Origin of the sequence: Enterobacter sp. Lyrl_3, from assembly GCF_051948675.1 — a bacterium.
Taxonomy (GTDB): Bacteria; Pseudomonadota; Gammaproteobacteria; order Enterobacterales; family Enterobacteriaceae; genus Enterobacter; species Enterobacter cloacae.
In genome coordinates, this window is the sequence record NZ_JAYJLI010000007.1 from 26,785 (window position 1) to 49,700 (window position 22,916).

Genomic DNA, 22,916 nt, shown 5'->3' on the forward strand with positions numbered 1-22,916 from the left:
TGACACCATGACAGAACATATCCAGCCCACGACCAGACCGCAGACCAAAGAGGTTTCTCGCCCCAACTGGTCGGCGGTTTTTTCCGTGGCGTTCTGTGTCGCCTGTCTGATTACCGTGGAGTTTTTACCGGTCAGCCTGCTGACGCCGATGGCGCAGGACCTGGGCATTTCCGAGGGCGTAGCAGGGCAGTCCGTTACCGTGACCGCGTTTGTGGCGATGTTTGCCAGCCTGTTTATCACGCAGGTTATTGGCGCGATTGATCGCCGTAAAGTGGTCATTCTCTTCAGCGTGCTCCTGACGCTTTCTTGTCTGCTGGTCTCTTTCGCGGAGAGCTTCACCCTGCTGCTGCTCGGCCGCGCCTGTCTGGGTCTGGGGTTGGGCGGTTTCTGGGCAATGTCCGCCTCGCTCACCATGCGTCTGGTGCCGGCACGCACCGTGCCGAAAGCTCTCTCCGTTATCTTTGGCGCGGTCTCCATCGCGCTGGTGATTGCCGCGCCGCTGGGGAGTTTCCTTGGCGGAATCATCGGCTGGCGTAACGTCTTTAACGCCGCAGCGGTGATGGGTTTTCTCTGCATTCTGTGGGTGTGGAAAGCGCTGCCGTCCCTGCCGGGAGAAGCGGCGCACCACAAACAGAACATGTTCAGTCTGCTTAAGCGCCCCGGCGTGCTGGCGGGGATGACCGCCATCTTCATGGCCTTTGCCGGGCAGTTTGCCTTCTTTACCTATATCCGCCCGGTCTTTATGACCATGGCGGGCTTTGACGTGGATGGCCTGACGCTGGTGCTGCTCAGCTTCGGTATCGCCAGCTTTGTCGGCACCTCGCTGTCGTCTCAGTTCCTGAAGCGCTCTTTGAAAGTGGCGCTTGCTGGCGCCCCGCTGGTACTGGCTGTCAGTGCCGTCGTGCTCATTCTGTGGGGCAGCGACAAATGGGTTGCCTCGGCGATTGCGATTATCTGGGGCTTTGCCTTTGCGCTGGTGCCGGTGGGCTGGTCGACGTGGATCACCCGCTCGCTTGCCGATCAGGCTGAAAAAGCCGGGTCGATTCAGGTGGCGGTGATCCAGCTGGCGAACACCTGCGGCGCGGCGGTGGGCGGCGTGGCGCTCGACCACCTGGGGCTGACGTCGCCGCTGGTCATCTCCGGCACGCTGATGCTGCTGACCGCGCTGCTGGTGGCAGGGAAAGTGAAGACGAAGTAATGCTTTTCTCCCTCTCCCGTGGGAGAGGGCTGGGGTGAGGGCAACAGGCTACGCCGGGGCTTTCACCCGTTTTCTCGAATCCATCGAAATCAACACCACCGACGACACGATCAGCAGCGTGCCCAGCCAGTCCGGCAGGGTAAACGCCACGCCCAGTAAAATCACCGACAGTAACGCGCTGCTCAGCGGCTCGGCGCAGCTCAGAATGCTTGCCTTCGGCCCACCGATCATCTGCGCGCCTTTCAGGTACAGGCTGAAGGTCAGCGCCGTGCCGATCACCACCAGGTAGAAAAACGCCAGCAGCAGGCTGCCGTCAATAACAAACGCGGTGCCGCGTCCGGCGTAGAACGGCGTCAGCGTTAAGCCGGCGATCAACATACTCCAGCCGACAATCGGCAAGGTGCCGTAACGGGCGATCAGGGTTGACGGATACGTCGTGTAAAATGCCGCGGCAAAGGCCGAGGCAATGCCGAAGAACAAAGCCGCAGGCGAGATGGAGAGTGAAGTGGGGTCGCCGTGGGTGACCAGCAAAAATGTCCCCACCAGTGAGGTCAGGATCGCTGAAAGCACAAACAGACCCGGCCGCTTTTTCCGCGCCAGCGCAAACCACGCCACGATAATCGTCGGTGACAGAAACTGCAGCACGGTGGCCGTAGCCGCGTTGGATTTCTCGATTGTCACCAGGAAGGTGAGCTGCACCGTGAGCGCGCCAGCCAGGGAGAAAAACAGCAGGCTGAGGGCGTCTTTGCGATGTTTGATGACCGAGAAAATTTTGTCGCCGTGAACGAAGGAAAGCGTCAGCAGGATCAGGCCGGTAAACAGCAGGCGAACCATGGTCAGATACGGTGACGAGATCTGGCTTTTCTCCATGATGTACTGCGCGCAAACCCCTGAGCTGCCCCATAAAACGGCGGCAATCAGGACGTTCAGCATCCCTTTACGTGTGGAACCCATGTTCTCCCCTGCGATGTTGGTTTTTTTGTAGCATAACATGGGATCTTGCCGGGTGGCGCTACGCTTACCCGGCCTACAAAACCTTGTAGGCCCGTGCAAGCGCAGCGCCGCCGGGCGAAACAAACGACGCTCTACTAGAACCATGCCTCCCACATTGCGCCGACGTTGAAGTCGTCCAGCGTTTCGTCTTTGGTATTGTTCACGCGGGCGGTACGTTCGTTATCCACTTTGCCGCCGGTGACGTAGAAGCGCAGCATCGGACGGAACTCCGGCCCCATGGCGATAGACATGTTCTGCGACAGGGTCAGCTTCCAGCCCTTGTTGTCGCCGCCGTTGTCGTAATCCACATGCTGCCAGCCTGCTTCCAGCCAGGTGGAGTGGACGTCGTTCCACCAGTGCATCGGACGTACAATGGCGTTGTAGTTCTTACGGTTGTCGGTCTTATCACGGCTGTTGTCGTAGTCGTGGAAGGCGAGGATGTACTCCACCTGCGTGGCCTGGGTGAATTTGTACAGCCCTTCGAAGCTGGCATAGACCGTGGTCAGATCCTCGGTTTTATTGAACACGCTGTTGTCCGCGTTATCAGAGTAACGGGCAATCACCTTGTTCACGCCGCTGTCGTTGGTGTGGCTCAGCACCACGCCACCCTGCCAGGCATTCAGACGCTCATCGCTCTCCACCGCTTTTGAATCAAAGCCGTAGTTGGCGTACAGCTCCAGATCCAGCGGACCAACCTTCATGCCGTGGATTTTAGAGGTGGCCGCGTAGTTACCTTTGTCGCCCGTGCCGGACCCGCCGGTACAGGTGATGCGTGACGGGTTGGCTTCATCTTCCATGACTTCCGGGCTACAGGATTCCACCGCCGCCACCGCGGCCACGTCAAACTGCACGCCTCCGATGTCGAAGTTCTTCACCCCGGCGCCCTGGCCGTCGTGGTTCATCCAGAAGTAATCGTTGATGCCCTGCTGCGGACGCTGGTGGAAGTCACGACCGGCCCAGAAGTAGGCGTTCGGGTTGGAGGCCATAATGTTGGTCACCCCCGCGTAGGCTTTTTTCAGGTTAACTTCATCGCCCCAGTGGTCGATCATCACGTTGATGTCCCAGATGGCGCCGTTGTCACCCTTGAAGGCCTTGGAGAGCTGGAATTCACCGCCGTTGCCTTCGTTACCCAGACGACCGATGGCTGATGCCCCGTTATAGGAACCGTCCACCGCCACGTATTTCTGGTCAGCGGCCTGGAAGTGCGCGCCGTAACGGGCATAACCGGTAAATTTAATGCCGAACGGAATAGCCATATCCGGGGATTGCGCCGCGCTTTGCGGCTCCGTCACCACGTCGGCTTTTTTCGCGACCGCGGCATCCATTTTGGCCTGACGCTCCGCGAGGGCTTTATCCACCGCTTTTGCCACAATGGCGTCGATTTGTTCCTGGGTAAATTCCTGTGCGAGTACAGAAATTGGGCAAAGCGCGGCGATAACCGCCATGGTTAATGGAAGTTTTTTTAGGGTAGTCATGGTTATCTCAATATAGTTTAATTTTATTCAGACAATAACCATCCCGCTCCGATCTGACAGAGTATGTCGCTATCATCAGAACAAGTGGATTTCTATTTAAGGTACAGAGGTATTACTCATTATTTCGCCATAGATTATCTCTGATATAAATGAATAATTTCTTCGGATAATTCACGCGCCAGTAATGAATTCATTAAATGATCTTGCGCGTGCACCATAATTAACGTCATCGGCTGACGGGCTTCACCCGCATCCTGCTCAATGAGTTTGGTCTGCATCTTGTGCGCCTGGCGCGCGTAGCCATCGGCTTCGCGCAGCAGACTTTTGGCTTCGTCAATGTTGCCCTGCCGCGCAGCGTGCAGTGCTTCAAAGCACAGGCTGCGCGACTGACCCGCATTGACGATGATTTCCATCACGGCTTCTTCTAAGGCAATCATCGTCTTTCTCTCTATTTCTCGAAACTATTATGTAAAGAGGTGGCAGCAAACCACTCTCCGCTCTTTTTTATGGTGCGCTGTTGCGTAGTTAAATCGAGCTGAATAAAGCCATAGCGGTTTTTATACGCATTACACCACGACCAGTTATCAATAAACGTCCACATATGGTAACCAAGACAGTGACACCCTTCGCTAATACCTTTATGCAGCCAGGCTAAATGTCCGGAAATAAAATCGATGCGGTATTGATCGTTGATTTGGCCATTTTCAATAAAACGCTGCTCATTTTCGACACCCATTCCGTTTTCAGAAATAAAACAGCGTGGGTTGCCGTAATTGTCGCGCAGATTAACCAGAATATCGTAAATACCCGGCTCGTAAATTTCCCAGCCGCGGTACGGGTTCATCTTGCGGCCCGGCATCTCGTAGTTATCAAAGAACCACTCCGGCATAAACGGCGCCTGCGGGTTCACCGCGCTGTCGCGACACTTCACGCGACGCGGCTGGTAATAGTTAATGCCGAGCAGGTCGATTTTCCCTTCCGCGATCAGGAAACTGTCCTCCGGTTTACAGGCGGGCAGCTGGTCGTAAGATTTCAGCAGCGCCACCAGATCGGCCGGGTATTCGCCGCGCAGAACCGGGTCCAGAAAGCTGCGGTTGAACATTAGATCCGCAATGTGCGCCGCCTTCACGTCCGCCGGGTTTTGCGAGCGCGGGTAGGACGGCGTCAGGTTGAGCACGATGCCGATCTCACCTGCGTAATGTCCGGCGCGGTAGGCCTGGACAGCCTTCGCGTGGGCCAGCACGGTGTGATACGCCACGGTGGCCGCCCGACGGAAATCCACCACGTTGGGGTAGTGGAAATCGTACAGATAACCGCCCTCAACCGGGACAATCGGCTCGTTGAAGGTAAACCAGTGCAGCACGCGGTCGCCAAACAGGTCGAAGCAAATCTGCGCATAGCGGGCGTAAGCGTCCACCACCTCCCGGTTTTCCCAGCCGCCAATCTCCTGCATCGCCATCGGCATGTCGAAATGGAACAGGGTGATAAACGGCGTAATGCCCTGCTCGATCAGCTCATTAATGACCTGGTTATAAAATTCGACCGCCTTTGGATTCACTTCACCGATACCGTCGGGGATCAGGCGCGCCCAGCTTATAGAAGTGCGAAAGCTGTTGTGGTTCAGCTGCTTTAACAGCTGAATGTCCGTTTTCCAGTGCTGATAAAACGTGGAGGTATGCTGCGGCCCCACGCCGTTGTGAAAACGGTTCGGCTCGCGGGCAAACCAGTAATCCCATGTGGTTTCACCCTCTCGTGTCCCTTCGGTCTGGAGAGCAGAGCTTGCGCTGCCCCACCAGAAATTATCGGGAAATGTATATTTCATGACGCTTCCTCTTTGACTTAATTGCTTGCGGTCTCAGCGGTACCGACGGTTGCCTGAGCTTTCTGCTCTTCGTTTTTCATCAACGTACGCTCGTAAGCACGCAGGAACGGCAGGTACATCAGCGCTGACATCACCATACAGATGAGACACATCACCACCGGGCTCAGCGCCCAGTTGGCGGCCCATGAGGCACCAATTGGTGCGGGCGTGGTCCACGGCGTTAACGATACCACCTGTGCCAGCCAGCCCAGTTTGGTTGCCGCGTACGCCAGGCACGCATTCACCAGCGGAACACACACGAACGGGATAAACAGCATCGGGTTCATGATAATGGGGGCGCCGAACAGGATCGGTTCGTTGATGTTAAAGAAGCTTGGCACAACGCCCATTTTGCCGATGGTGCGTAAGTGCGTTACCCGGCTACGCAGCAGCAGGAAGGCCAGCGGCAGTGTGGAGCCTACGCCGCCAATCAGCAGGTAGTGATCCCAGAAGCCCTGCAGGTAGACGTGTGGCAGTGCCGCACCGGCCGCCAGAGCCGCCTGGTTTGCCGACAGGTTCGCCATCCAGAACGGGTTCATGATGCCGGTGACAATCAGCGAGCCGTGGATACCGGCGAACCAGAAGATCTGGCACAGCAGCACGGAGAGCAGAATGGCAGGCAGCGAGTCAGACGCAGAGACCAGCGGTTCCAGCAGGTGCATAATCGCCTGCGGGATGATCATGCCGGTCTGCGCCTCGATAAACAGGTTCAGCGGATGCAGGGTGCCAATCACCACCATCACCGGGATCAGGATCTCAAACGAACGCGCCACGCCGGTCGGGACTTCCTTCGGCAGACGAATGGTCACGTTGTTCTGCTTCAGCCACGCATAGACGCGGGTGGCGTAGATGGCGGTGATCAGCGCAGTGAAAATCCCCTGACCAGACAGATACTGGGTGGAGATCTTACCGTCCGCATACGGCGCGGCGACCAGCAGGAAGGCCATAAAGGCCAGCAGGCCGGACATCACCGGGTCGAGATTAAACTGACGCCCCAGGCTCGCCCCGATCCCCACCGAGATGAAGAAAGTCATCACGCCCATGCTGAGGTTAAACGGCAGCATCAGCTGTTCGCGATAAGTCTGGGAGAAATCCAGCCAGCCGCGGGCAAAGCTGTTGGTGGTATCCGCCGAGAACGGCGGGAAGATGAACACCAGCATAAACGAGCCGATGATCATAAACGGCAGCGCGGCGGTAAAGCCGTCGCGGATGGCAATCACATACTTTTGCTGGCCGAGCTTCGCGGCCAGCGGGGTAATTGACTGCTCAATCACCGCGACCATGGATTGATATAACGAACTCATGTGAACACCTTTTAGTGTGCCGCTTCGATGAGCGACAGAGCATAGTCCAGTACTTTATCGCCACGCTGCATGCCGTAGTCCATCATATCGATGGGCTGGACCGGAATGCCTTTTGTGGCCGCCTTGTCTGAGAGTGTCTGTAACATGTATTTCACTTGCGGTCCGAGAAGCACCACCTGATATTGCGGAAACTGCGTATCAAATTCGGAAACGCCGTACGCATCAATTTTTACCGCCAAACCGCGTTCTTTCGCCACATCGACCATTTTGCTGACCAGCAGGCTGGTGGACATCCCGGCAGAGCAGCAGAGCATAATCTTGAACATCGACAACCATCCTCAAAATGTAAATAGATATTGCGGTAATGATTGGATATCAGATGGAAACCGGTTTCCATTTATAAAAGACAGAAGTGTGACAACCATCAAGATCCCTTATATATGAGGCTAATTAACCCGATGTGCGTCACAGAATTTGGCTGTTTTGACATCATTTTGAGTGGAAACGGAAAATCGGTTTCCATGGAAAACGGAAACGGATATACTCCTTACTGGCTATAATGTGAGCCGTAGCGGTAATGGAATTTGCAGGCGCGAGGTAAGCCTGTCAGGGGAAAAAGATGTCGACAATCAATGATGTATCACGTCTTGCCGGGGTGTCGAAAGCCACGGTATCGCGAGTGTTGAGTGGGTCGCGTGGCGTAAAGGAAGCCAGCCGTCAGGCCGTTCTGAAAGCGGTAGATGAACTGAACTACCGGCCCAATGTGATTGCGCAGTCGCTGCTGAGCCAGTCGACGGGGTGTATCGGGGTGATTTGCGCGCAGGAGAATATTAACCAGACGACCGGTTATCTGTACGCGCTGGAAAAACAGCTCAGCCAGCATCAAAAACACCTGCTGCTGCGCTTCGCCCATAGCAAAGCGGACGTGCTGCACGCCCTGGAAGAGCTCTCCTGTGGGCTTTGCGATGACATTCTGGTGATTGGCGCGCGTTTTCCACTGGATATCGACATGGATAACGTCATCCTGGTTGACTGTATGGGCTCAGAAAATCCCAACAGCATCCAGTTCGATCACGCCTTCGCCGCCGAAACCGCCTGTAACTACCTTACCAGCCAGGGACGCCGCCAGATTGCCCTGATCCATCCGCACGGTAGCGGCTTTGCCGATCAGGTGCTGCTGGGCTACAAACATGCGCTGGAAAAAAATTTCCTGCCCTTCAACCGCAACCTCGTGTTTATGGACGCGACCTCCTCATCCGTGGCGCTGCAGGAGCTGCTGAATAACGCCAGCACGCTGAATTTCAATGCATTACTGGTTGCGGACGAGCAGGAAGCGCAGCGGGTGATCCCGCAGTTGCAGGCGTTTAATAAATCGGTGCCGGAGGACATCATGGTCTTCAGCCTTGCCGGATCGCTGCATCTGCCAGGCATTCCGGTGATCCCGGCCATTGAGTATTCCATGGATGCCATGGCGGCGCGCATCGTGAGCTGGTTGACGGAAAAAACACAGATGCTCGGGTCGTACGTGCTGCGCGGGGATTTGATCATTCCGGATGTGCGTAAGCGTTAAAAATGTTGTGCAGGCCGGGTAAGGCGCAGCCGCCACCCGGCGAAAAGCACGTTTCCAGCCCTCAATAATCCTCCATACAATCCACCTGACTCACCGCGTCCCAGTAGGCCTCCAGGTTGTCACGCTTCACGGCCGTGATGGCGTTTTTAATCAGCAACTGGTTGGCCTCGGACGATAAAATCATGGCCTGCCAGGCTTTATCGCTCTGTTTTTTCTGGGGCGTGCAGGCTTTTTTCACATCTTTGAGTACCTGCTGCTTGATTTGAGCCTCCCGCGCCGGGTCGTCCTTTTCCTGAGCATGGGCAAACGCGGCGAACAGCAGGCAGACCAGCAGACAAACCAGGTGTGCAGATTTCATCGAAACCTCCATTAAGAGACACATGCTTCCCCAGAAATATATCGTTACATTCAGTGTAGCGACGCCAGCCGAAAGTATGAATTTTCTCTTCACCGCATATCCGGATTGCCCCGCAAGCGTTACTCAATCCCACCCCCCAGCGACTGCCACAGGGTGATGCGGTTTTCCAGGTCGGTTTGCTGCAGCGATATCAGTGATTCCTGCGCCGACCACAGCGACCGCTGCGCGGTCAGTACCGTCAGATAATCCCCGGCACCCGCCTGATAGCTGCGGGTCGCCACATCCAGCGTTTTTTGCTCGGCCGCAACGTATTCACGCTGGGCATCAAGCTGCTCGCTGAGCGTTTCACGGCGTGCCAGCGCATCGGCCACGTCTTTAAACGCGCTCTGGATGGTTTTCTCGTAGGTGGCGATCAATCCCTTCTTCTCCGCTTCCGCGTAGCGCAGCTGGGCCAGATTGTTGCCGCCGCTGAACAGCGGCAGGGTGATGGACGGTGCGAATGACCACACCTTCATCCCGTGGCTGAAGAGGGACGAAAGCGAATCGCTGCCGACGCCCGCACTGGCGGTCAGTGAAATGGTCGGGAAGAAGTTGGCGCGCGCGGCACCGATATTGGCGTTGGCGCTCAGCAGGTTGTGCTCCGCCTCCTTAATATCCGGGCGACGCAGCAGCGCGCTGGAACTGACACCCGCCGGGATCAGCGTGATGGCGTTATCGCTCAGGCTCTCCAGCGTACCCGGCAGCAGAGTGTCCGGCACCGTGTCACCCGCCAGCAGATTAAGGGAGTTTTTGTCCTGCATTACCTGCGTTTGATAGCTCGCCACGCTGGCTCGAGCCTGCTGGTAAACCGCCATCGCCTCGCTGACGTCCGTAGCCGCCGTCACGCCGACCTGCTGCTGACGCTTCACTATCCTGAGCGAGCTGGCGGCGCTCTCCATCGTCGATTTTGCCAGCGCCAGGTTGCTGTTATCGGCCGCCAGGGTCACCCAGGCGGTGGTCAGTTCGCTGACCATCGTCAGGCGCGTGTTCTGCGCGGTAAATTCACTGGCAAGCCAGGTTTCACGTGCTGCACGCGACAGGCTCTGGTTGCGGCCAAACAGATCCAGCTCGAAGCTGGAGACCGTGCCGTTGGCCTCATCGCTGGTGGCGACACCGCTTGCCAGCGTGCGGCTGCGGGTGTGGCTCAGCTCCGCGTCCACCGTCGGGAACAGAGACGATCGCGTTTCGCCGTACTGGGCGCGCGCGGCGTCAATATCGGCAATCGCTTTTTGCAGGTCGCGGTTGCTGTTGAACGCCATCGTCACTACGCCTTTCAGGCGCGTATCGTTCATCACCTGTTGCCACTGGCTCACCACGGCGGTGGCTTCGCCGTGCGCACCCGGCAACGTCGCCGGGACGGGCGCAGCCGGGCGCTGATACGTGGGATCTAAAGAGACGCAGCCCGCGCTCATCAGCGCTAACACGAAAACAGATAAACGAAACATTATGACCTCCGGTTGCTGTGTTTACCGGAGAACAGACGTTTCACCAGTACAAAGAATAACGGAACGAAGAAGATCGCCAGCAGCGTGGCGGCCAGCGTCCCACCAATAATGCCGGTACCGATCGCCACCCGGCTGTTGGCCCCTGCACCGGTGGCAATCGCTAGCGGCGTCACGCCTGCAATAAACGCCAGCGAGGTCATGATGATGGGGCGCAGACGCGTCTGGGCAGCACGCAGCGCCGCACGTGTCAGGGAGTAGCCTTCGGCGACTTTCGCCTCGGCAAATTCAACAATCAGAATGGCGTTCTTCGACGACAGGCCGATGGTGGTCAGCAATGCCACCTGGAAGTAGACGTCATTGTTCATGCCGCGCAGAGAGGCGGCAATCGCCGCGCCCAGCACCCCAAGCGGGATCACCAGGATGACGGAAATCGGTACCGACCAGCTCTCATACAGCGCCGCCAGACACAGGAACACCACCAGGATCGAGAGGGCATACAGGCTCATGGCCTGGCCGCTTGCCAGTTTTTCCTGTAAGGACAACCCGCTCCACGCCCAGGTGCTGCCGGACGGCAAATTATTCGCCAGCTGCTCCATTTTGCTCATCGCCGTACCGGAACTGGCGCCACTGGCGTTCTCGCCCTGAATTTCATACGCCGCCGATCCGTTGTAGCGCACCAGGCTTTCCGGGCCATACTCCCAGCGGGTGGTGGCAAAGGCGGAGAACGGGGTCATGGTGCTGTCGCTACCGCGTACATACCATTTGTTGAGATCGGACGGCACGGCGCGATAGTCGCTGTCACCCTGGATATAGACCTTCTTCACGCGGCCGCGATCGATAAAATCATTCACGTAGGTGCCGCCCCATGCGCTGGAGAGGGTGTCGGTGACGTCGCTCAGGGAGAGCCCCAGCGACACGGCTTTATTGTTGTCGATATCCACCTGAAGCTGCGGCATCTGCGGCAGATCGTTGGCGCGCACCGCGTGCAGGGAGGCATCCTGATTCGCCTCGCCAATCAGCTGGTTACGCAGCTTGAGCAGCGTGTCGCGGTCGGTGCCGCCGCTCGCCATCAGCTCAAAGGTAAAGCCGTTGCTCTGGCCCAGGCCGTCCACCGCCGGTGGCGTCATGGCAAAGATGGTCGCATCGCGGATGGTGCTCAGCTCCTGCGTGGCGCGCAGGGCAATGGCCTGAGCGGTGTTTTCATCCCCCTTACGTTCGGACCAGTTTTTCAGGGAGACAAACGCCATCCCGGCGTTCTGGCCGCTGCCGCTAAAGCTGAAGCCCTCAATGGTGAAGATAACGTTGGTGTTGGCTTTCTCTTTGGTGAGGAACCACTCGCGCACCTGGCGGCTGACTTCGGCGGTGCGTGTCGATGTTGCGCCGGCTGGCAGGGTGTACTGCACCATGATTTCGCCCTGGTCTTCCGTCGGCAGGAAGCTGCCCGGCAGTTTCAGCATCGCGAACCCCATCGCGCCGCAGAGCAGGGCGTAGATGACCAGCATGCCGCCGGAACGGCGCAGGGCGCGCAGCACCTTGTTCTGATAGCCATGCTCGGTCTTGCTGTAGAAGCGGTTAAACGCGCCGAAAAAGCCCTTCTTATGTGGGGCGGTGTGGCTCAGAATCGAGCCGCACAGCGCAGGCGTCAGGGTTAATGCCACCACCACGGAAAGGAGCATCGCCGAGATAATGGTGACCGAGAACTGACGGTAAATCACCCCGGTGGAGCCGCCAAAGAAGGCCATCGGCAGGAACACCGCAGAGAGCACCAGCGCAATCGCTACCAGCGCACCGGAAATTTCGCCCATCGATTTTTCCGTGGCTTCCCGGGCGGGCAGCCCTTCGTCGCGCATAATACGTTCGACGTTTTCCACCACCACGATGGCATCATCCACCAGCAGCCCTATCGCCAGCACCATCGCAAACAGGGTCAGGGTGTTGATGGAGTAGCCGAACAGCGCCAGTACGCCAAAGGTGCCCAGCAGAACCACCGGAACGGCCAGCGCCGGGATCAGCGTGGCGCGGATGTTTTGCAGGAACAGGTACATCACCACGACCACGAGGATAATGGCTTCGAACAGAGTCTGAATGACATCCTCAACGGAGATTTTGATGAACTCGGTGCTGTCTTTCGGGTAGGCCACGTCGTAGCCTTCCGGCATCGACTTTTTGAACTCGGCGATTTTCTCTTTCACCGCCGTGGCGGTATTGAGCGCGTTAGCGCCCGGTGAAAGCATCACCGCCATCCCCGCGGCCGGGTGGCCGTTCAGCTTCGCGGTGGAGGTGTAATCTTCGCTGCCCATCTCCACGCGTGCAACATCGCTGATGTGTACCACCGCGCCGTTAGACTGGCTCTTGACGATGATATTTTTGAACTGATCCACCGTCTGCAGACGCGACTGGGCGCGCACGGTGGCGGTCAGTTGCTGGGCGTTCGACGAGGGCAGTGCGCCGATTTTACCGGCGGAAACCTGCACGTTTTGCGCTTCAATCGCACTTTGCACATCTGACGGCATCAGCGAGTAGGACGCCAGCTTCGCCGGGTCGAGCCAGATACGCATCGCGTATTCCGCACCAAACACCTGCAGACTCCCGACGCCCTCCACACGCGCCAGCGGATCCTGCATATTACTGACCAGCCAGTCGGCGATATCCGAGCTGCTGGCGGTGTCGGTTTTGTCGTACACCCCCATGATCAGCAGGAAGTTGCTCTGCGATTTCTCGACGGTGATCCCGGACTGCTGTACTTCAGTCGGCAGGCGTGATTCCGCCTGCTGGACTTTGTTCTGCACCTGGACCTGCGCGGTGTCCGGGTCGGTCCCCTGTTCAAAGGTGACGGTAATGCTCACCGAGCCGTCCGAACTGCTGGTGGAGGTGAAGTAGAGCAGGTTATCCAGCCCGGTGAGCTGCTGCTCGATCACCTGCGTCACGCTGTTTTCCAGCGTCTGCGCGGAGGCACCGGTGTAGGTGGCGGAGATCTTGATCGACGGCGGGGCGACGTCCGGGTACTGCGCAACCGGCAGCGTGCGGATCGCCAGTATCCCGGCGAGCATAATGAGGATGGCGATCACCCAGGCAAAGACCGGGCGACGCACGAAGAAACGGGAAAACATCAGGCATTTCCTCCGCTGGATTTCATCTCTTCGGCCTTCACCTGTTGGCCGGCGGTGACTTTGTCGGTGCCTTCCACAATCAGCCTGTCGCCCGCCTTCAGACCGCTCAGCACCAGCCATTTATCGCCGTAGGTGTCACCCGTTTCCAGCTGGCGTTGCTCCACCTTGTTGCTGGCGTTCACCACCAGCGCAGTGGCTTTGCCTTTGGCATCACGGGTAATGCCCTGCTGAGGGGCCAGGATCGCGTCATTCATGATGCCCTCGTCCACGCTGGCGCGGACAAACATTCCCGGCAAAAGCTGATGCTGTGGGTTCGGGAAGACGGCGCGCAGGGTGACCGAGCCGGTCGATTCATCCACCGCCACTTCGGTCAGCGCCAGACGACCCTTTTCGCTGTAGGTGCTGCCGTCTTCTAGCTGCAACGTGACGCTGAGCGTATCGCTGTTCGAGGCGAGGGTTTGTTTGCGTAATCGCAGCAGATCGGCACTCGAACGCGTTAAGTCGACATACATGGTGTCCAGCCCGCGAATGGTGGCCAGCGCGGTGTCCTGCTGAGCGGTCACCAGCGCGCCGGGGGTGACGGAAGAGATGCCGATGCGTCCGGCAATCGGCGCGGTGACGGTAGTCCAGTTGAGGTTAATGCGCGCGCTCTCCTGCGCGGCTTTCTTTGACTCGACGCTGGCCTTGTCCTGCGCGCAGGTGGATTTCGCGTCTTCCGCGTCCTGGCGCGACACGCCGTCGTCTTTCACCAGCTGCGCATAGCGCCGGGCTTTCTGGCAGTCGGCCTGCACCAGCGCTTGCGCCTGTTTCAGCGCCGCGGCGGCTTCATCAAACGCGGCGCGGTAGCTGGAGGGATCGATCTGATACAGCGCTTGTCCGGCTTTCACGGTATCGCCCTCGGTGAACAGCCGCTTCTGAATAATGCCGCCCACCTGTGGGCGAACTTCGGCGCTCATTGCGGCGGTGGTACGCCCGGTCAGTTCACTGACGACGGACACCGGCTGGCTCATGAGTGTGACAATCCCCACTTCCGGAAGAGGACGTTGGGGAGCAGATGTTTGCGCATTATCACACCCTGTAAGGAGGAGTAATGCGGCGATGGAGGTTGTTATCTTTTTCATCATCTTTTTCCAGGGTGAACGATGCCCGCCCTGTTAATGGCTTAACAAGGAGGAGGGCGTTTTAAAGGCACAGCGATACCGTATCTCTGGCAGAACCAGAAATGGTAAACCGGGAAATTACCTGTTCCCGTTAATTATTCACATGCGATTACTTCGCAGTGAAAAGCATATTTAAAATATTCTGATAAATCGGCTCTAATTGTTCTGACGGCACGTTTAAAGGCGTAAGCCGACGGTAAATTGTGCCTTCGATCATCACGGCGGTAATCTCCACGCAGCAGCGAATATGTTCATCACTTAAATGAGGAAACTGCTTTTTCAGGTGCGCACAGGCGTTGCTAAACATACGGGCCTCGGCTGCGGTTAACATGGCGGCCACCTGCGGATTACGCGTCGCCTCGGCGGACATTTCGAGCATCAGCGCATCGTCGTCTTCGTTAATCGTCTGACGCCAGGCGAGCGCCTGCGGCATGCCTTCCACCACCGTTTTGTCCTGCATTCCCTCGATACGGGAATCGATAATACGGCGGATCATCTCTTCAATAATCGCGTCTTTGTTACTGAAATAACGGTAAATTTGCCCGACGCTGAGTTTCGCCTCGCTGGCGATTTGCGACATACTGGCCGCATGAAATCCGCTGGCGCGAAAGCAGCGGCGCGCGGCGGTGATGATCTCGTCCTGACGTTGTTTCTGCCGTTCTTCCAGTTTTGTGCTCATCGTCAATTACCGGGTAAAAGTGAGAATGATCGTTCTCATTATACGTTTTGGGTGCGTATTGGAAAGGCTTTTTTTATTTACATATTGAATGAATATTTCAGGATTTAAAAAATGGAGGAAATAAGGAGTTTTTATGAAGGTTAACCTGTGAGATATTCAGATTGCGTGGAAAATAAGGAGAAAAATATGCACCTGAGCATAACAGAAAAAGTCACACCCGAAGAAAAAGAAGAGTTATTTGTGGGATTAAGAGCTTACAACGCCCAGTTTTTAGATATGACGAACTTTAGTGGTGATATTGGCGTTTACATGCGAGACGAAAAGGGCGTTATGCTGGGTGGATTAATCGGCGTGCGAAAAGGTGAATGGCTGAATATTGATTATCTCTGGGTGAGCGATACCGTGCGGGGAACCGGCGTGGGCAGCCAGCTTATCAAAACGGCGGAAGAAGAAGCCAGACGTAAAGGCTGTACACATGCCCTGGTCGACACGGTCAGCTTCCAGGCGCGTCCGTTTTATGAAAAACAGGGGTACCAGCTGCAGATGTCTTTGCAGGATTACCCGTATCCAGGCATGCAGCGTCATTATCTGACGAAAGCGCTTTAGGCCCGGCAAGCATCGAGATTCATCGCCCGGTGGCGCTACGCTTACCGGGCCTACACGTCCTCCGCCAGGTAGGCCGGGTAAGCGCAGCGTCACCCGGCAATAGACCGCATATAACCTATCCTTCTTATTGATTCCTTTTCGGTTTTTATTTCACCGCCTCGTTGTCGATATAGTCACTGAAACGTTCATCAAAAGGATAGGTCTTGTGAAACTTCGATTGGGTGCTCTGGTTCTCGCGGGTCTGCTGCTGGCAGGATGCGATCAAAGTGGCAGCGATGCCAAACACATTAAAGTCGGCGTAATCAACGGCGCGGAGCAGGATGTGGCTGAAGTCGCCAAACAAGTGGCAAAAGAGAAATACGGTCTGGATGTGGAGCTGGTCGGGTTTAGCGGTTCGCTGCTGCCCAACGATGCCACCAACCAGGGAGAACTGGATGCTAACGTCTTCCAGCATCGTCCGTTCCTTGCAGAAGATAACAAGGCGCATAACTACAAACTGGTTGCCGTAGCGAATACCTTCGTCTTCCCGATGGCCGGTTATTCCCGCAAAATCAAATCCGTGTCTGACCTGAAAGACGGGGCGACCATTGCCATCCCTAATGACCCCACCAACCTCGGTCGCGCGCTGCTCCTGCTGCAAAAAGAGAAACTGATTACCCTGAAACCGGACGTGGGCCTGCTGCCAACCGCGCTGGATATCACCGCTAACCCGAAAAAACTGAACATTATGGAGCTGGAAGGGGCGCAACTGCCGCGCGTGCTGGATGACCCGAAAGTGGATGTTGCCATCATCAGCACCACCTATATCCAGCAAACCGGGCTTTCCCCGGTGCATGACAGCGTCTTTATCGAAGATAAAAACTCGCCGTACGTGAACATCGTGGTGACGCGCGAAGACAATAAAGACGCAGAGAACGTAAAGGAATTTATCCAGTCCTATCAGTCACCGGAGGTAGCGAAGGCGGCGGAGACCATTTTTAACGGCGGAGCGGTGCCGGGCTGGTAATGCCCACGGAATTTACACCGTCACGCTGGCATCTATCCGGCTTTCCGGCCAGAGGAAACCCTGGCCAAACCGTGCTCCTGAGGCGCAGGCTCGCTGTAAGTCCTGCGCGGTTTCAATGCCTTCGACGACAACAGCCCGGGCAATCTTCTCTCTGACGAAGTGAACCAGTGTGTCAAAGCGGGCGGGAGAGCTCAGCTCTGAGCGGTCCAGTTTGATGCCATCTACCGGCAGAGCAAGACGCGCATAGTCGTCTGCCAGTTCCTGAGTCAGATCATCCAGCCAGACTTTCCAGCCCGCCGCCTTAAGCCGAAGCAGGGCGTGATGGATGCCGCGTTGCTCTGCGGCACTCATGCGGGTCACGGTTAACGGATCCTGAATTTCTATCGTTAAGCGCTGCTGGTGACGTAGCGCAAGCAACAGGTCGATGGCTTTAGCATCAAGCAGCTGGTCTGCCGGGAGATTAAGCCAGTACTGGCCTTTGTCCGGCATCTGCAGCAGCGTATTGGCCTGCCAGAAAAAAATTTGCAGCGCGCTGCGGGTGGGCAGTGAAGCGAAGAGTGCGTCAAGATTCACGTTGTGGATCTCCACCAGAACCTCATGCGCCACCGCCTGGCCGGAATGCAAATCGACTAAAGGCTGAAACCGCAATCCGGTGATGGCATGCAGCAGGGGAGAGGGAAGCACGGTGTACATGACAAGACCTGCAGAAAAAAAGTTCCCGCGGACACGGGAACAAAGGCAAACGACACACGGTCGGGAAGTTAATTCAGGATCCAGCGAATGCTCTGATAGAACGAGGGGCCCCGCACGGCCTTCAGCTTATTCATGGCATTGTTTTTGTAGAAATAAACCAGCCTGACGTTGCAGCCGAGCTGACGGGCAATTTGCTTGGTTTTCAGGTTACATGAGTAGCCCCGCAGCACGCTCGCTTCCTCGTTGGAGAGCCTTGCAGGGCGCTGCCGCGTCGTAATGCTCACGTTGTAATGGTTTAACGCTTTTGGCGTCTGGCTCATCAGGATTTGCCACATCGCCTTGATATCCCCCAGCGACACGCGCTTATTGATGACCCCATCCACATGCTTAAATTTCAGAAAACCGACGGATAACGAATAGATATAGATCCTCGCCGCTGGCTGTTTTTCTTTAATGCGCAGAATATCTTCATTGGGCGTAATCATAAAACTGCCGATATTCAGTGGATCATAAATGACGATGTCCCAGGTTCGTTCGCTGAGGAGAAAATCTTCAATATTGCTGAACCCATGGAAAATAACATCCCGATGCGCGTCAGGTTCACGGTTGCCAAGATATTGCAGGCCAATCATTGTGAACTCACAACTATCAATAACGGCCACATGTATTGTTTCTTTCATGGTCATTCTCCTTTAGTTGGGCACCCGGTCCGTGTAAGAGAAACAGTAATTTGAATCGTGCGGTCACCCATGCCTTTGTCGCGAGACATGGCATAAAATGTATGCCAGGAGAATGTATTGCGTAAAGCCAATCCCTTTTATTATCGAAAGATAAAATTCAAAAAATATTTTAAGGTGAGATCTAATATTTTTAATCTTCTTATAATATTAGAGATAGATTTTTATCCTGAGAAATGGCGTTTGTTAAGGTTTGATATGGATAATGCGCTCTTTTTATGGGGTTTTTAGGCGGGGTTTTAGCACGTTTTGGGTGTTGATTCGCCACTTGTATTGCTTCGCCAGGAATTTTAGCCACCCGGGCGTTAAAATCCTGGTGGGAATAAGTTGTGAGCATGGGCTTATTACACTACTATCAGTCTCCTTTTATCGTGTTAATAATGAAATAATATGATTTTTTCTGAATTCACTCTCAGGATTATTGTGTTTTATCGGGTCAATATTCTGCAGGAGATGATAAGCGATGCGCTGCGTAAATTACTGCCTGAATATTCTCTGCAAATATCAATAGTGGAATCAACAGAACAGCTCTTTGATGCCATTAGCGACGGTCAGGTCGATATTGTTATGGCCGAGTTCAGTTATCTGTTTAACCATAAATCGTGGAGCGTACAGACCAGTAACCGGCTCAATATGTTATGTCATACGCACCACGTTAAGCGTGTACTTTTTGTGCCTGAATTACAGTACGGATTATTAAAAAGGGTGCTGGAGATGAAATACGAGCTGACCCTTTCCCTGCAGGACGAGCCCGGCGAGCTGAAAAGAGAATTACAGGCGCTGCTCAGAGCAGAAGAGGCCAGGCCGCGTGTCTCATCGTATCTGAAGGGAATGATGCGCGCCGGCGCGCGCTCGCGTTCGGTGCTTTCCGCCCGGGAGTGGGAGGTGCTGCATCTTCTGGTGGAAGGCTATACCGTGACCGAAATTGCCCAGCTGCGAAGCCGCTCGGCCAGTACCATCGCCACCCAAAAGCACAATGCGATGAAAAAACTCAACCTCACCAACCACAGCGAACTCATCAAATACCTGCAGATGGCGGGCCGGATCGGGAGTTAAGCGTCGATTCGCCGGAACGACAGCGTCCCGGCAGATGCGCATCAGGGGTAGATAATATTCAGCGTCGCCGTCGTATTGAGTTTACCCTGACTGACCTTCGCCGGTGCCCAGACATAATAGGACGCCGCCATGGGCAGGGTGAACGTCTTGCTCAGTGCCCCGCCCGCCGCCACGTTGAACAGCAGCGTGGCATTTCCGCGGCTGGTGGTAGAGGTCGAGAAGACGACCGGCTGTTGCGGGTTATTCCGCTGAATCAGCCGCAGCCCCACGCCCTGTGCAGCACCGCTGCTGGTGTCGACCAGTACGGAACTGTCGGTCGACAGCAGTTGCGTGCTGGAGAGGAACATCTCAATCGCCCGGTCAGACGTCCCGTTTGTCCCCAGATTCTGACAGCTCATATTGAGCGTAAAGGGCGTCAGCCCTGGCTGGGCAGAGGCGCTCAACTGTGGGATACCCAACGTAGGTAAATGAACCGTCAGCCCCGCGTTGTCGAAAGAGCAGGTGGTCAGCTTCGGCGCATATTTGATGGTCATCGGCTGGCCAAACATATCCCGGTTATCGTATGGCCACTTAAAGCCGTTAAACAGCCACTGCACGATTTTCACCAGCTGATTGATCGGCCAGGTAATGATCTCCCAGAACGACATGCCGCTCATATCGCTGACGAACAAGACATCGCTCATGGTCGCCGTGTCCCCCGAGAGGGTCGTACCACTCTGATCAACCAGCGTAAAGCGCACGGTAAACGGCGTATTCAGTTCTGAAGCCGTATGGTTACCGCTCGCGCTCAGCGTCTTGTTGGGATGCGTGCTGGTGATCTCCGCCCGCACCCTGTATTTGTCATTGCTGAAGCCCAGAATGGTGGCGTACTTACTGTCGGTCGAGAGGATCGGCGTGTAAGAAAACTCGCTGTTGCCGGTTGAGCAGTTAAACGAGCCGCTGTACTGGGTGCTGAAGCTCCCGGTCCAGGTCGGCGTGGCGGGCGTCAGCTTATCCGACAGATCGACGCTGATCGGCGGGCCATAGGAAATACTGCCCCCGGAACAGGTGGCATAGCTTGCCCCGCTGACGCAGGCGAGAAACAGAAAGGTCAGTAACCGTATCATGTTGATGTTCCGTTAGTAATGGCAAACAGAGGACGGGCTTTCCAGCCCCCACGCCGGTGCGGCGATAGTGCAATTTCCGCCACGCAAATGAACGCTAAGCTCACGTGGTGGTTGTTCCGCGCGAATGTAGAGCACGCTGGCCTGGCCGACATAACCCACCGACTCGCCGCGCTCGTTCAGCACTTCGGTACCAAACGGCAACGGTGCCCCGTCCGGGCGGGTGGCGCGCAGCATCCAGGACTGGCGCTGGTCGGTATCGAAGCGGATATAGTTCACCGCGCCATCGTAAGGGGCGACGTTAGCGATGTTGCCCAGCACTTCTGCCCCGCGGCTGTTCGCCGTTTCGGACAGGGTGATGGCATTTTTACGGTACGGCGTGGCGTAAGGCACCAGCGCCACGCCATCACGGTTGGTCACGATACTTTCGTCGCCGTTAACCATCAGCCCTTCCGCCTGCGGCGCATCGACAATGGTCATGGTGGAGCCGGTTTCGTTGGAGGCAAGCAGATGCCACGGCACGGCCACCAGGCTGCCGCGCCCGTTCAGCCCCATCTGGCGGTAGTCGGAGGATTCACTGTAGGAGCCGCCAAGCGTCGCGAAGTTTGCCCGGTATGCGGTGTTCACGCTGGCGGTGTTGTTCCCGCCCCGCGCATTGCTGCCGGAGAGCGTATAGCTCAGGCGGTTCGACGCCAGCGCGTTGCCGCTCATGCTGATATTGCTCTGTTCATAATGCGAGTCGCTGGCCGTCAGGCTGGAGGTGACCCACGCGTTGTTATCAAACAGCGAGAACGGCAGGCTGAGGGAGAGGTAAAAACGCGTCTCTTCTTCACGCTCGCTGTTGCGCACCCGGCTGGCGGAGACGGTATAGCTGGCCCGGCCGATGGCGTTGGAGTAGCCGGCCTGATATTCGCGCGAGGTTTGGCGGGAATTCCAGTAGTCGCGCTGTGTACCCGAGATAAACACCGTGCCCCAGTTATCGGGCAGACGCTGGTTCAGGTTAAGCGTGAAGGTGTTTTTAGGCTGTGCGGCGCGCAGGGCATCCCAGGTGCTCATCGTCATCTCCGGGGCGACCCCGAAGCGATCTTCATACTCGTCATACTGTGCTTTCAGGCGTTGATACCCTTCCCGGGAGTAAAGCGCGTCGCTAAAGCTGTAATACCCTTTCGTGGAGTAGCGGTAGGCCGCCAGCGTGAAGTTGGTGGCTGTGGTATCGATAAATTTACTGTACGACACGCGAAAGCTTTGGCCGCTGTCGGTTCTGTCCTGCAGCGTGGTTTTGGCGTGGGTGACATCCACGGATACCGCGCCAAAGGGCAAATTCCAGCCGGTGCCGATAAGCCCCGCCTGATAATTATCGCTCACGATCGTGCCCGTATAGCCGGTCATCAGGTTATTAAAGCCATAGCGCAGCGTGGCCTGCAGGAACGCCGGGTCCGCCTCAAGGGTGTTTTGATGAACCTTTCCCGCCACCACGCTGTACTCGCTCACACCCTCTTTGAGCATGCCGGGCACGGCAGAGAAAGGCACCGTGAATGATTGCTGGGAACCGTCCGCTTCGCGCACGACCACCAGCAGGTCGCCCGCTGAACCGGTCGGCTGAATGCTGTCGAGGGTGAACTGGCCCGGCGGAACGTTCTCCTGATAGATGACGTTACCGTTCTGCATTACCTTCACCAGGGCGTTAGTGCGCGCCACGCCATGTACCACCGGTGAAAAGCCCTGCTGCGAGTTAGGGCGCATTTTCATATCGGAGGCCAGCGACACGCCGCGCACACGAAGGGAATCAAACAGATCGCCGGGAATATAAAAGTCGCCCAGCGTCAGGTTGGATTTCAGCGCTGCCAGCGGGCGGCGCAGGTAGCGGGTGTTATTCTGCCAGCTGCTGTCACCGCTGGCGGATTTGCGCCAGGTACTGCTGTCGCGAAACTGCCAGCCGAGCAGGTTGGCACCGGAATCCAGCCCGGCGTAAAAATCATCGTTGGTCTCTTTGGCGGAGCCTTTTGTTCGCGTGTTGTACCAGGTGGTGTTCCAGGAGAGCATCAGCGCCGGGATCCCTTCGTCCCAGAACTGAGGGGCAACATAGCCCTCTTCGGTACGTAAGACGGCCGCCTGTGGCACGGTGAGTGCCAGACTCAGCGTGCTGGTGTCCGTTTTTACCTCGCCGCCCTGAACCAGATCGTGCAGCTGCACCTGGCCGTCAGTAATGGCGGGGGCCGGAATCGCTTTGGTGTTGATCCCCAGCATAAGCGCGTCTTTCCAGGCAAGGCGAACGTCATCCTGTTGCTCGCCGTAGGTCACCGTATAGCGCCCCTTCCAGTCTCCGTTGACGTAAATATCCATCTCCTGGGGACCGGCTGGCATGGCGTTGTTTTCGTAAAAGCGTGACAGATCGGACTCACCGGATGCGCCAGCAAGCAGGGAGGTATCAAACGTTACCGCACCTGATTTATGCGAAAGCAGAAGCGAGCAGACAGCCAGCATGCAGAGCCTGTTTTGTTTCATTTTCATGGTGAGTCTTTC

The 22,916-nt window shown here is 56.4% G+C and carries 20 protein-coding genes; 5 read left to right on the plus strand and 15 right to left on the minus strand.

Features of this window, described 5'->3' with window-relative positions; translation table 11 throughout:
- The first annotated feature begins 7 nt into the window (after nucleotides 1-7).
- A complete protein-coding gene (gene nepI, locus VF709_RS14335; protein WP_023620618.1) occupies nucleotides 8-1,198 on the plus strand; it encodes a purine ribonucleoside efflux pump NepI in 1,191 nt (396 codons plus the stop codon).
- 48 nt (nucleotides 1,199-1,246) lie between these two features.
- Here the strand turns inward: nepI and VF709_RS14340 are convergent, their stop codons facing one another.
- The 6 genes from VF709_RS14340 to VF709_RS14365 form a co-directional block, all read right to left on the minus strand.
- Nucleotides 1,247-2,152 (minus strand): EamA family transporter, encoded by a 906-nt coding sequence (locus VF709_RS14340; protein WP_023620617.1) that lies wholly within the window; start codon nucleotides 2,150-2,152, stop codon nucleotides 1,247-1,249.
- Between the two features lie 134 nt (nucleotides 2,153-2,286).
- A complete protein-coding gene (locus tag VF709_RS14345; protein WP_013094819.1) occupies nucleotides 2,287-3,666 on the minus strand; it encodes a carbohydrate porin in 1,380 nt (459 codons plus the stop codon).
- Between the two features lie 134 nt (nucleotides 3,667-3,800).
- Nucleotides 3,801-4,103 (minus strand): PTS lactose/cellobiose transporter subunit IIA, encoded by a 303-nt coding sequence (locus VF709_RS14350; protein ID WP_008500136.1) that lies wholly within the window; start codon nucleotides 4,101-4,103, stop codon nucleotides 3,801-3,803.
- 11 nt (nucleotides 4,104-4,114) lie between these two features.
- On the minus strand, nucleotides 4,115-5,488 hold the full coding sequence (locus tag VF709_RS14355) for a glycoside hydrolase family 1 protein (RefSeq protein ID WP_149896768.1): 1,374 nt from the start codon (nucleotides 5,486-5,488) through the stop codon (nucleotides 4,115-4,117).
- A 17-nt stretch (nucleotides 5,489-5,505) separates the two neighbouring features.
- Nucleotides 5,506-6,831 carry a PTS cellobiose transporter subunit IIC gene (locus VF709_RS14360; protein WP_013094821.1) on the minus strand — a complete coding sequence of 442 codons (1,326 nt, stop codon included), beginning with the start codon at nucleotides 6,829-6,831 and terminating at the stop codon, nucleotides 5,506-5,508.
- 11 nt (nucleotides 6,832-6,842) lie between these two features.
- Nucleotides 6,843-7,157: a PTS sugar transporter subunit IIB gene (locus VF709_RS14365; protein ID WP_013094822.1), complete on the minus strand. Its 315-nt coding sequence runs from the start codon at nucleotides 7,155-7,157 to the stop codon at nucleotides 6,843-6,845.
- A gap of 293 nt (nucleotides 7,158-7,450) precedes the next feature.
- On the opposite strand from VF709_RS14365, the gene VF709_RS14370 reads away from it, so the two are divergent.
- Nucleotides 7,451-8,401: a LacI family DNA-binding transcriptional regulator gene (locus VF709_RS14370; protein ID WP_013094823.1), complete on the plus strand. Its 951-nt coding sequence runs from the start codon at nucleotides 7,451-7,453 to the stop codon at nucleotides 8,399-8,401.
- Nucleotides 8,402-8,462: 61 nt separating this feature from the next.
- Here the strand turns inward: VF709_RS14370 and VF709_RS14375 are convergent, their stop codons facing one another.
- From VF709_RS14375 to VF709_RS14395, 5 genes are all read right to left on the minus strand, one after another.
- Nucleotides 8,463-8,759, minus strand: coding sequence for a YicS family protein (locus VF709_RS14375; protein WP_013094824.1), 297 nt, complete (start codon nucleotides 8,757-8,759; stop codon nucleotides 8,463-8,465).
- Nucleotides 8,760-8,878: 119 nt separating this feature from the next.
- A complete protein-coding gene (locus tag VF709_RS14380; protein ID WP_149896767.1) occupies nucleotides 8,879-10,243 on the minus strand; it encodes an efflux transporter outer membrane subunit in 1,365 nt (454 codons plus the stop codon).
- Entirely contained in the window at nucleotides 10,243-13,353 is a 3,111-nt protein-coding gene (locus VF709_RS14385; RefSeq protein WP_440231822.1) for an efflux RND transporter permease subunit, read from the minus strand. The genes VF709_RS14380 and VF709_RS14385 overlap by 1 nt, the downstream gene beginning before the upstream one ends.
- Nucleotides 13,353-14,474 carry an efflux RND transporter periplasmic adaptor subunit gene (locus tag VF709_RS14390; protein WP_038982450.1) on the minus strand — a complete coding sequence of 374 codons (1,122 nt, stop codon included), beginning with the start codon at nucleotides 14,472-14,474 and terminating at the stop codon, nucleotides 13,353-13,355. Before VF709_RS14390 ends, VF709_RS14385 begins: the two co-directional genes overlap by 1 nt.
- 148 nt (nucleotides 14,475-14,622) lie before the next feature.
- Nucleotides 14,623-15,192 carry a TetR/AcrR family transcriptional regulator gene (locus VF709_RS14395; RefSeq protein ID WP_013094828.1) on the minus strand — a complete coding sequence of 190 codons (570 nt, stop codon included), beginning with the start codon at nucleotides 15,190-15,192 and terminating at the stop codon, nucleotides 14,623-14,625.
- 186 nt (nucleotides 15,193-15,378) lie between these two features.
- On the opposite strand from VF709_RS14395, the gene VF709_RS14400 reads away from it, so the two are divergent.
- Both VF709_RS14400 and nlpA read left to right on the plus strand, forming a co-directional pair.
- A complete protein-coding gene (locus tag VF709_RS14400; RefSeq protein ID WP_038418282.1) occupies nucleotides 15,379-15,798 on the plus strand; it encodes a GNAT family N-acetyltransferase in 420 nt (139 codons plus the stop codon).
- Between the two features lie 205 nt (nucleotides 15,799-16,003).
- Nucleotides 16,004-16,804: a lipoprotein NlpA gene (gene nlpA, locus VF709_RS14405; RefSeq protein ID WP_038418284.1), complete on the plus strand. Its 801-nt coding sequence runs from the start codon at nucleotides 16,004-16,006 to the stop codon at nucleotides 16,802-16,804.
- Between the two features lie 12 nt (nucleotides 16,805-16,816).
- On the opposite strand, the gene VF709_RS14410 is transcribed toward nlpA, so the two are convergent.
- Both VF709_RS14410 and VF709_RS14415 read right to left on the minus strand, forming a co-directional pair.
- Nucleotides 16,817-17,497, minus strand: a complete 681-nt coding sequence (locus VF709_RS14410; RefSeq protein WP_038982454.1) for an EAL domain-containing protein — start codon at nucleotides 17,495-17,497, stop codon at nucleotides 16,817-16,819.
- Between the two features lie 68 nt (nucleotides 17,498-17,565).
- On the minus strand, nucleotides 17,566-18,177 hold the full coding sequence (locus VF709_RS14415) for a helix-turn-helix transcriptional regulator (protein WP_013094832.1): 612 nt from the start codon (nucleotides 18,175-18,177) through the stop codon (nucleotides 17,566-17,568).
- Nucleotides 18,178-18,624: 447 nt separating this feature from the next.
- Between VF709_RS14415 and VF709_RS14420 the strand changes: the two genes are divergently transcribed.
- The gene (locus tag VF709_RS14420) at nucleotides 18,625-19,290 is read left to right on the plus strand and encodes a LuxR C-terminal-related transcriptional regulator (RefSeq protein ID WP_020686451.1); all 666 of its coding nucleotides are present in this window, start codon (nucleotides 18,625-18,627) and stop codon (nucleotides 19,288-19,290) included.
- A gap of 41 nt (nucleotides 19,291-19,331) precedes the next feature.
- On the opposite strand, the gene VF709_RS14425 is transcribed toward VF709_RS14420, so the two are convergent.
- Both VF709_RS14425 and VF709_RS14430 read right to left on the minus strand, forming a co-directional pair.
- Nucleotides 19,332-20,396 (minus strand): fimbrial protein, encoded by a 1,065-nt coding sequence (locus VF709_RS14425; RefSeq protein WP_020686452.1) that lies wholly within the window; start codon nucleotides 20,394-20,396, stop codon nucleotides 19,332-19,334.
- Between the two features lie 12 nt (nucleotides 20,397-20,408).
- Nucleotides 20,409-22,904 (minus strand): fimbria/pilus outer membrane usher protein, encoded by a 2,496-nt coding sequence (locus VF709_RS14430; protein WP_040021078.1) that lies wholly within the window; start codon nucleotides 22,902-22,904, stop codon nucleotides 20,409-20,411.
- Between the last annotated feature and the right edge of the window lie 12 nt (nucleotides 22,905-22,916).

Coding starts and splice junctions, on each gene's coding strand:
- nepI (WP_023620618.1), top strand. CDS start 8: ATGACAGAACATATCCAGCCCACGACCAGACCGCAGACCAAAGAGGTT.
- VF709_RS14340 (WP_023620617.1), bottom strand. CDS start 2,152: ATGGGTTCCACACGTAAAGGGATGCTGAACGTCCTGATTGCCGCCGTT.
- VF709_RS14345 (WP_013094819.1), bottom strand. CDS start 3,666: ATGACTACCCTAAAAAAACTTCCATTAACCATGGCGGTTATCGCCGCG.
- VF709_RS14350 (WP_008500136.1), bottom strand. CDS start 4,103: ATGATTGCCTTAGAAGAAGCCGTGATGGAAATCATCGTCAATGCGGGT.
- VF709_RS14355 (WP_149896768.1), bottom strand. CDS start 5,488: ATGAAATATACATTTCCCGATAATTTCTGGTGGGGCAGCGCAAGCTCT.
- VF709_RS14360 (WP_013094821.1), bottom strand. CDS start 6,831: ATGAGTTCGTTATATCAATCCATGGTCGCGGTGATTGAGCAGTCAATT.
- VF709_RS14365 (WP_013094822.1), bottom strand. CDS start 7,157: ATGTTCAAGATTATGCTCTGCTGCTCTGCCGGGATGTCCACCAGCCTG.
- VF709_RS14370 (WP_013094823.1), top strand. CDS start 7,451: ATGTCGACAATCAATGATGTATCACGTCTTGCCGGGGTGTCGAAAGCC.
- VF709_RS14375 (WP_013094824.1), bottom strand. CDS start 8,759: ATGAAATCTGCACACCTGGTTTGTCTGCTGGTCTGCCTGCTGTTCGCC.
- VF709_RS14380 (WP_149896767.1), bottom strand. CDS start 10,243: ATGTTTCGTTTATCTGTTTTCGTGTTAGCGCTGATGAGCGCGGGCTGC.
- VF709_RS14385 (WP_440231822.1), bottom strand. CDS start 13,353: ATGTTTTCCCGTTTCTTCGTGCGTCGCCCGGTCTTTGCCTGGGTGATC.
- VF709_RS14390 (WP_038982450.1), bottom strand. CDS start 14,474: ATGAAAAAGATAACAACCTCCATCGCCGCATTACTCCTCCTTACAGGG.
- VF709_RS14395 (WP_013094828.1), bottom strand. CDS start 15,192: ATGAGCACAAAACTGGAAGAACGGCAGAAACAACGTCAGGACGAGATC.
- VF709_RS14400 (WP_038418282.1), top strand. CDS start 15,379: ATGCACCTGAGCATAACAGAAAAAGTCACACCCGAAGAAAAAGAAGAG.
- VF709_RS14410 (WP_038982454.1), bottom strand. CDS start 17,497: ATGTACACCGTGCTTCCCTCTCCCCTGCTGCATGCCATCACCGGATTG.
- VF709_RS14415 (WP_013094832.1), bottom strand. CDS start 18,177: ATGAAAGAAACAATACATGTGGCCGTTATTGATAGTTGTGAGTTCACA.
- VF709_RS14420 (WP_020686451.1), top strand. CDS start 18,625: ATGATTTTTTCTGAATTCACTCTCAGGATTATTGTGTTTTATCGGGTC.
- VF709_RS14425 (WP_020686452.1), bottom strand. CDS start 20,396: ATGATACGGTTACTGACCTTTCTGTTTCTCGCCTGCGTCAGCGGGGCA.
- VF709_RS14430 (WP_040021078.1), bottom strand. CDS start 22,904: ATGAAAATGAAACAAAACAGGCTCTGCATGCTGGCTGTCTGCTCGCTT.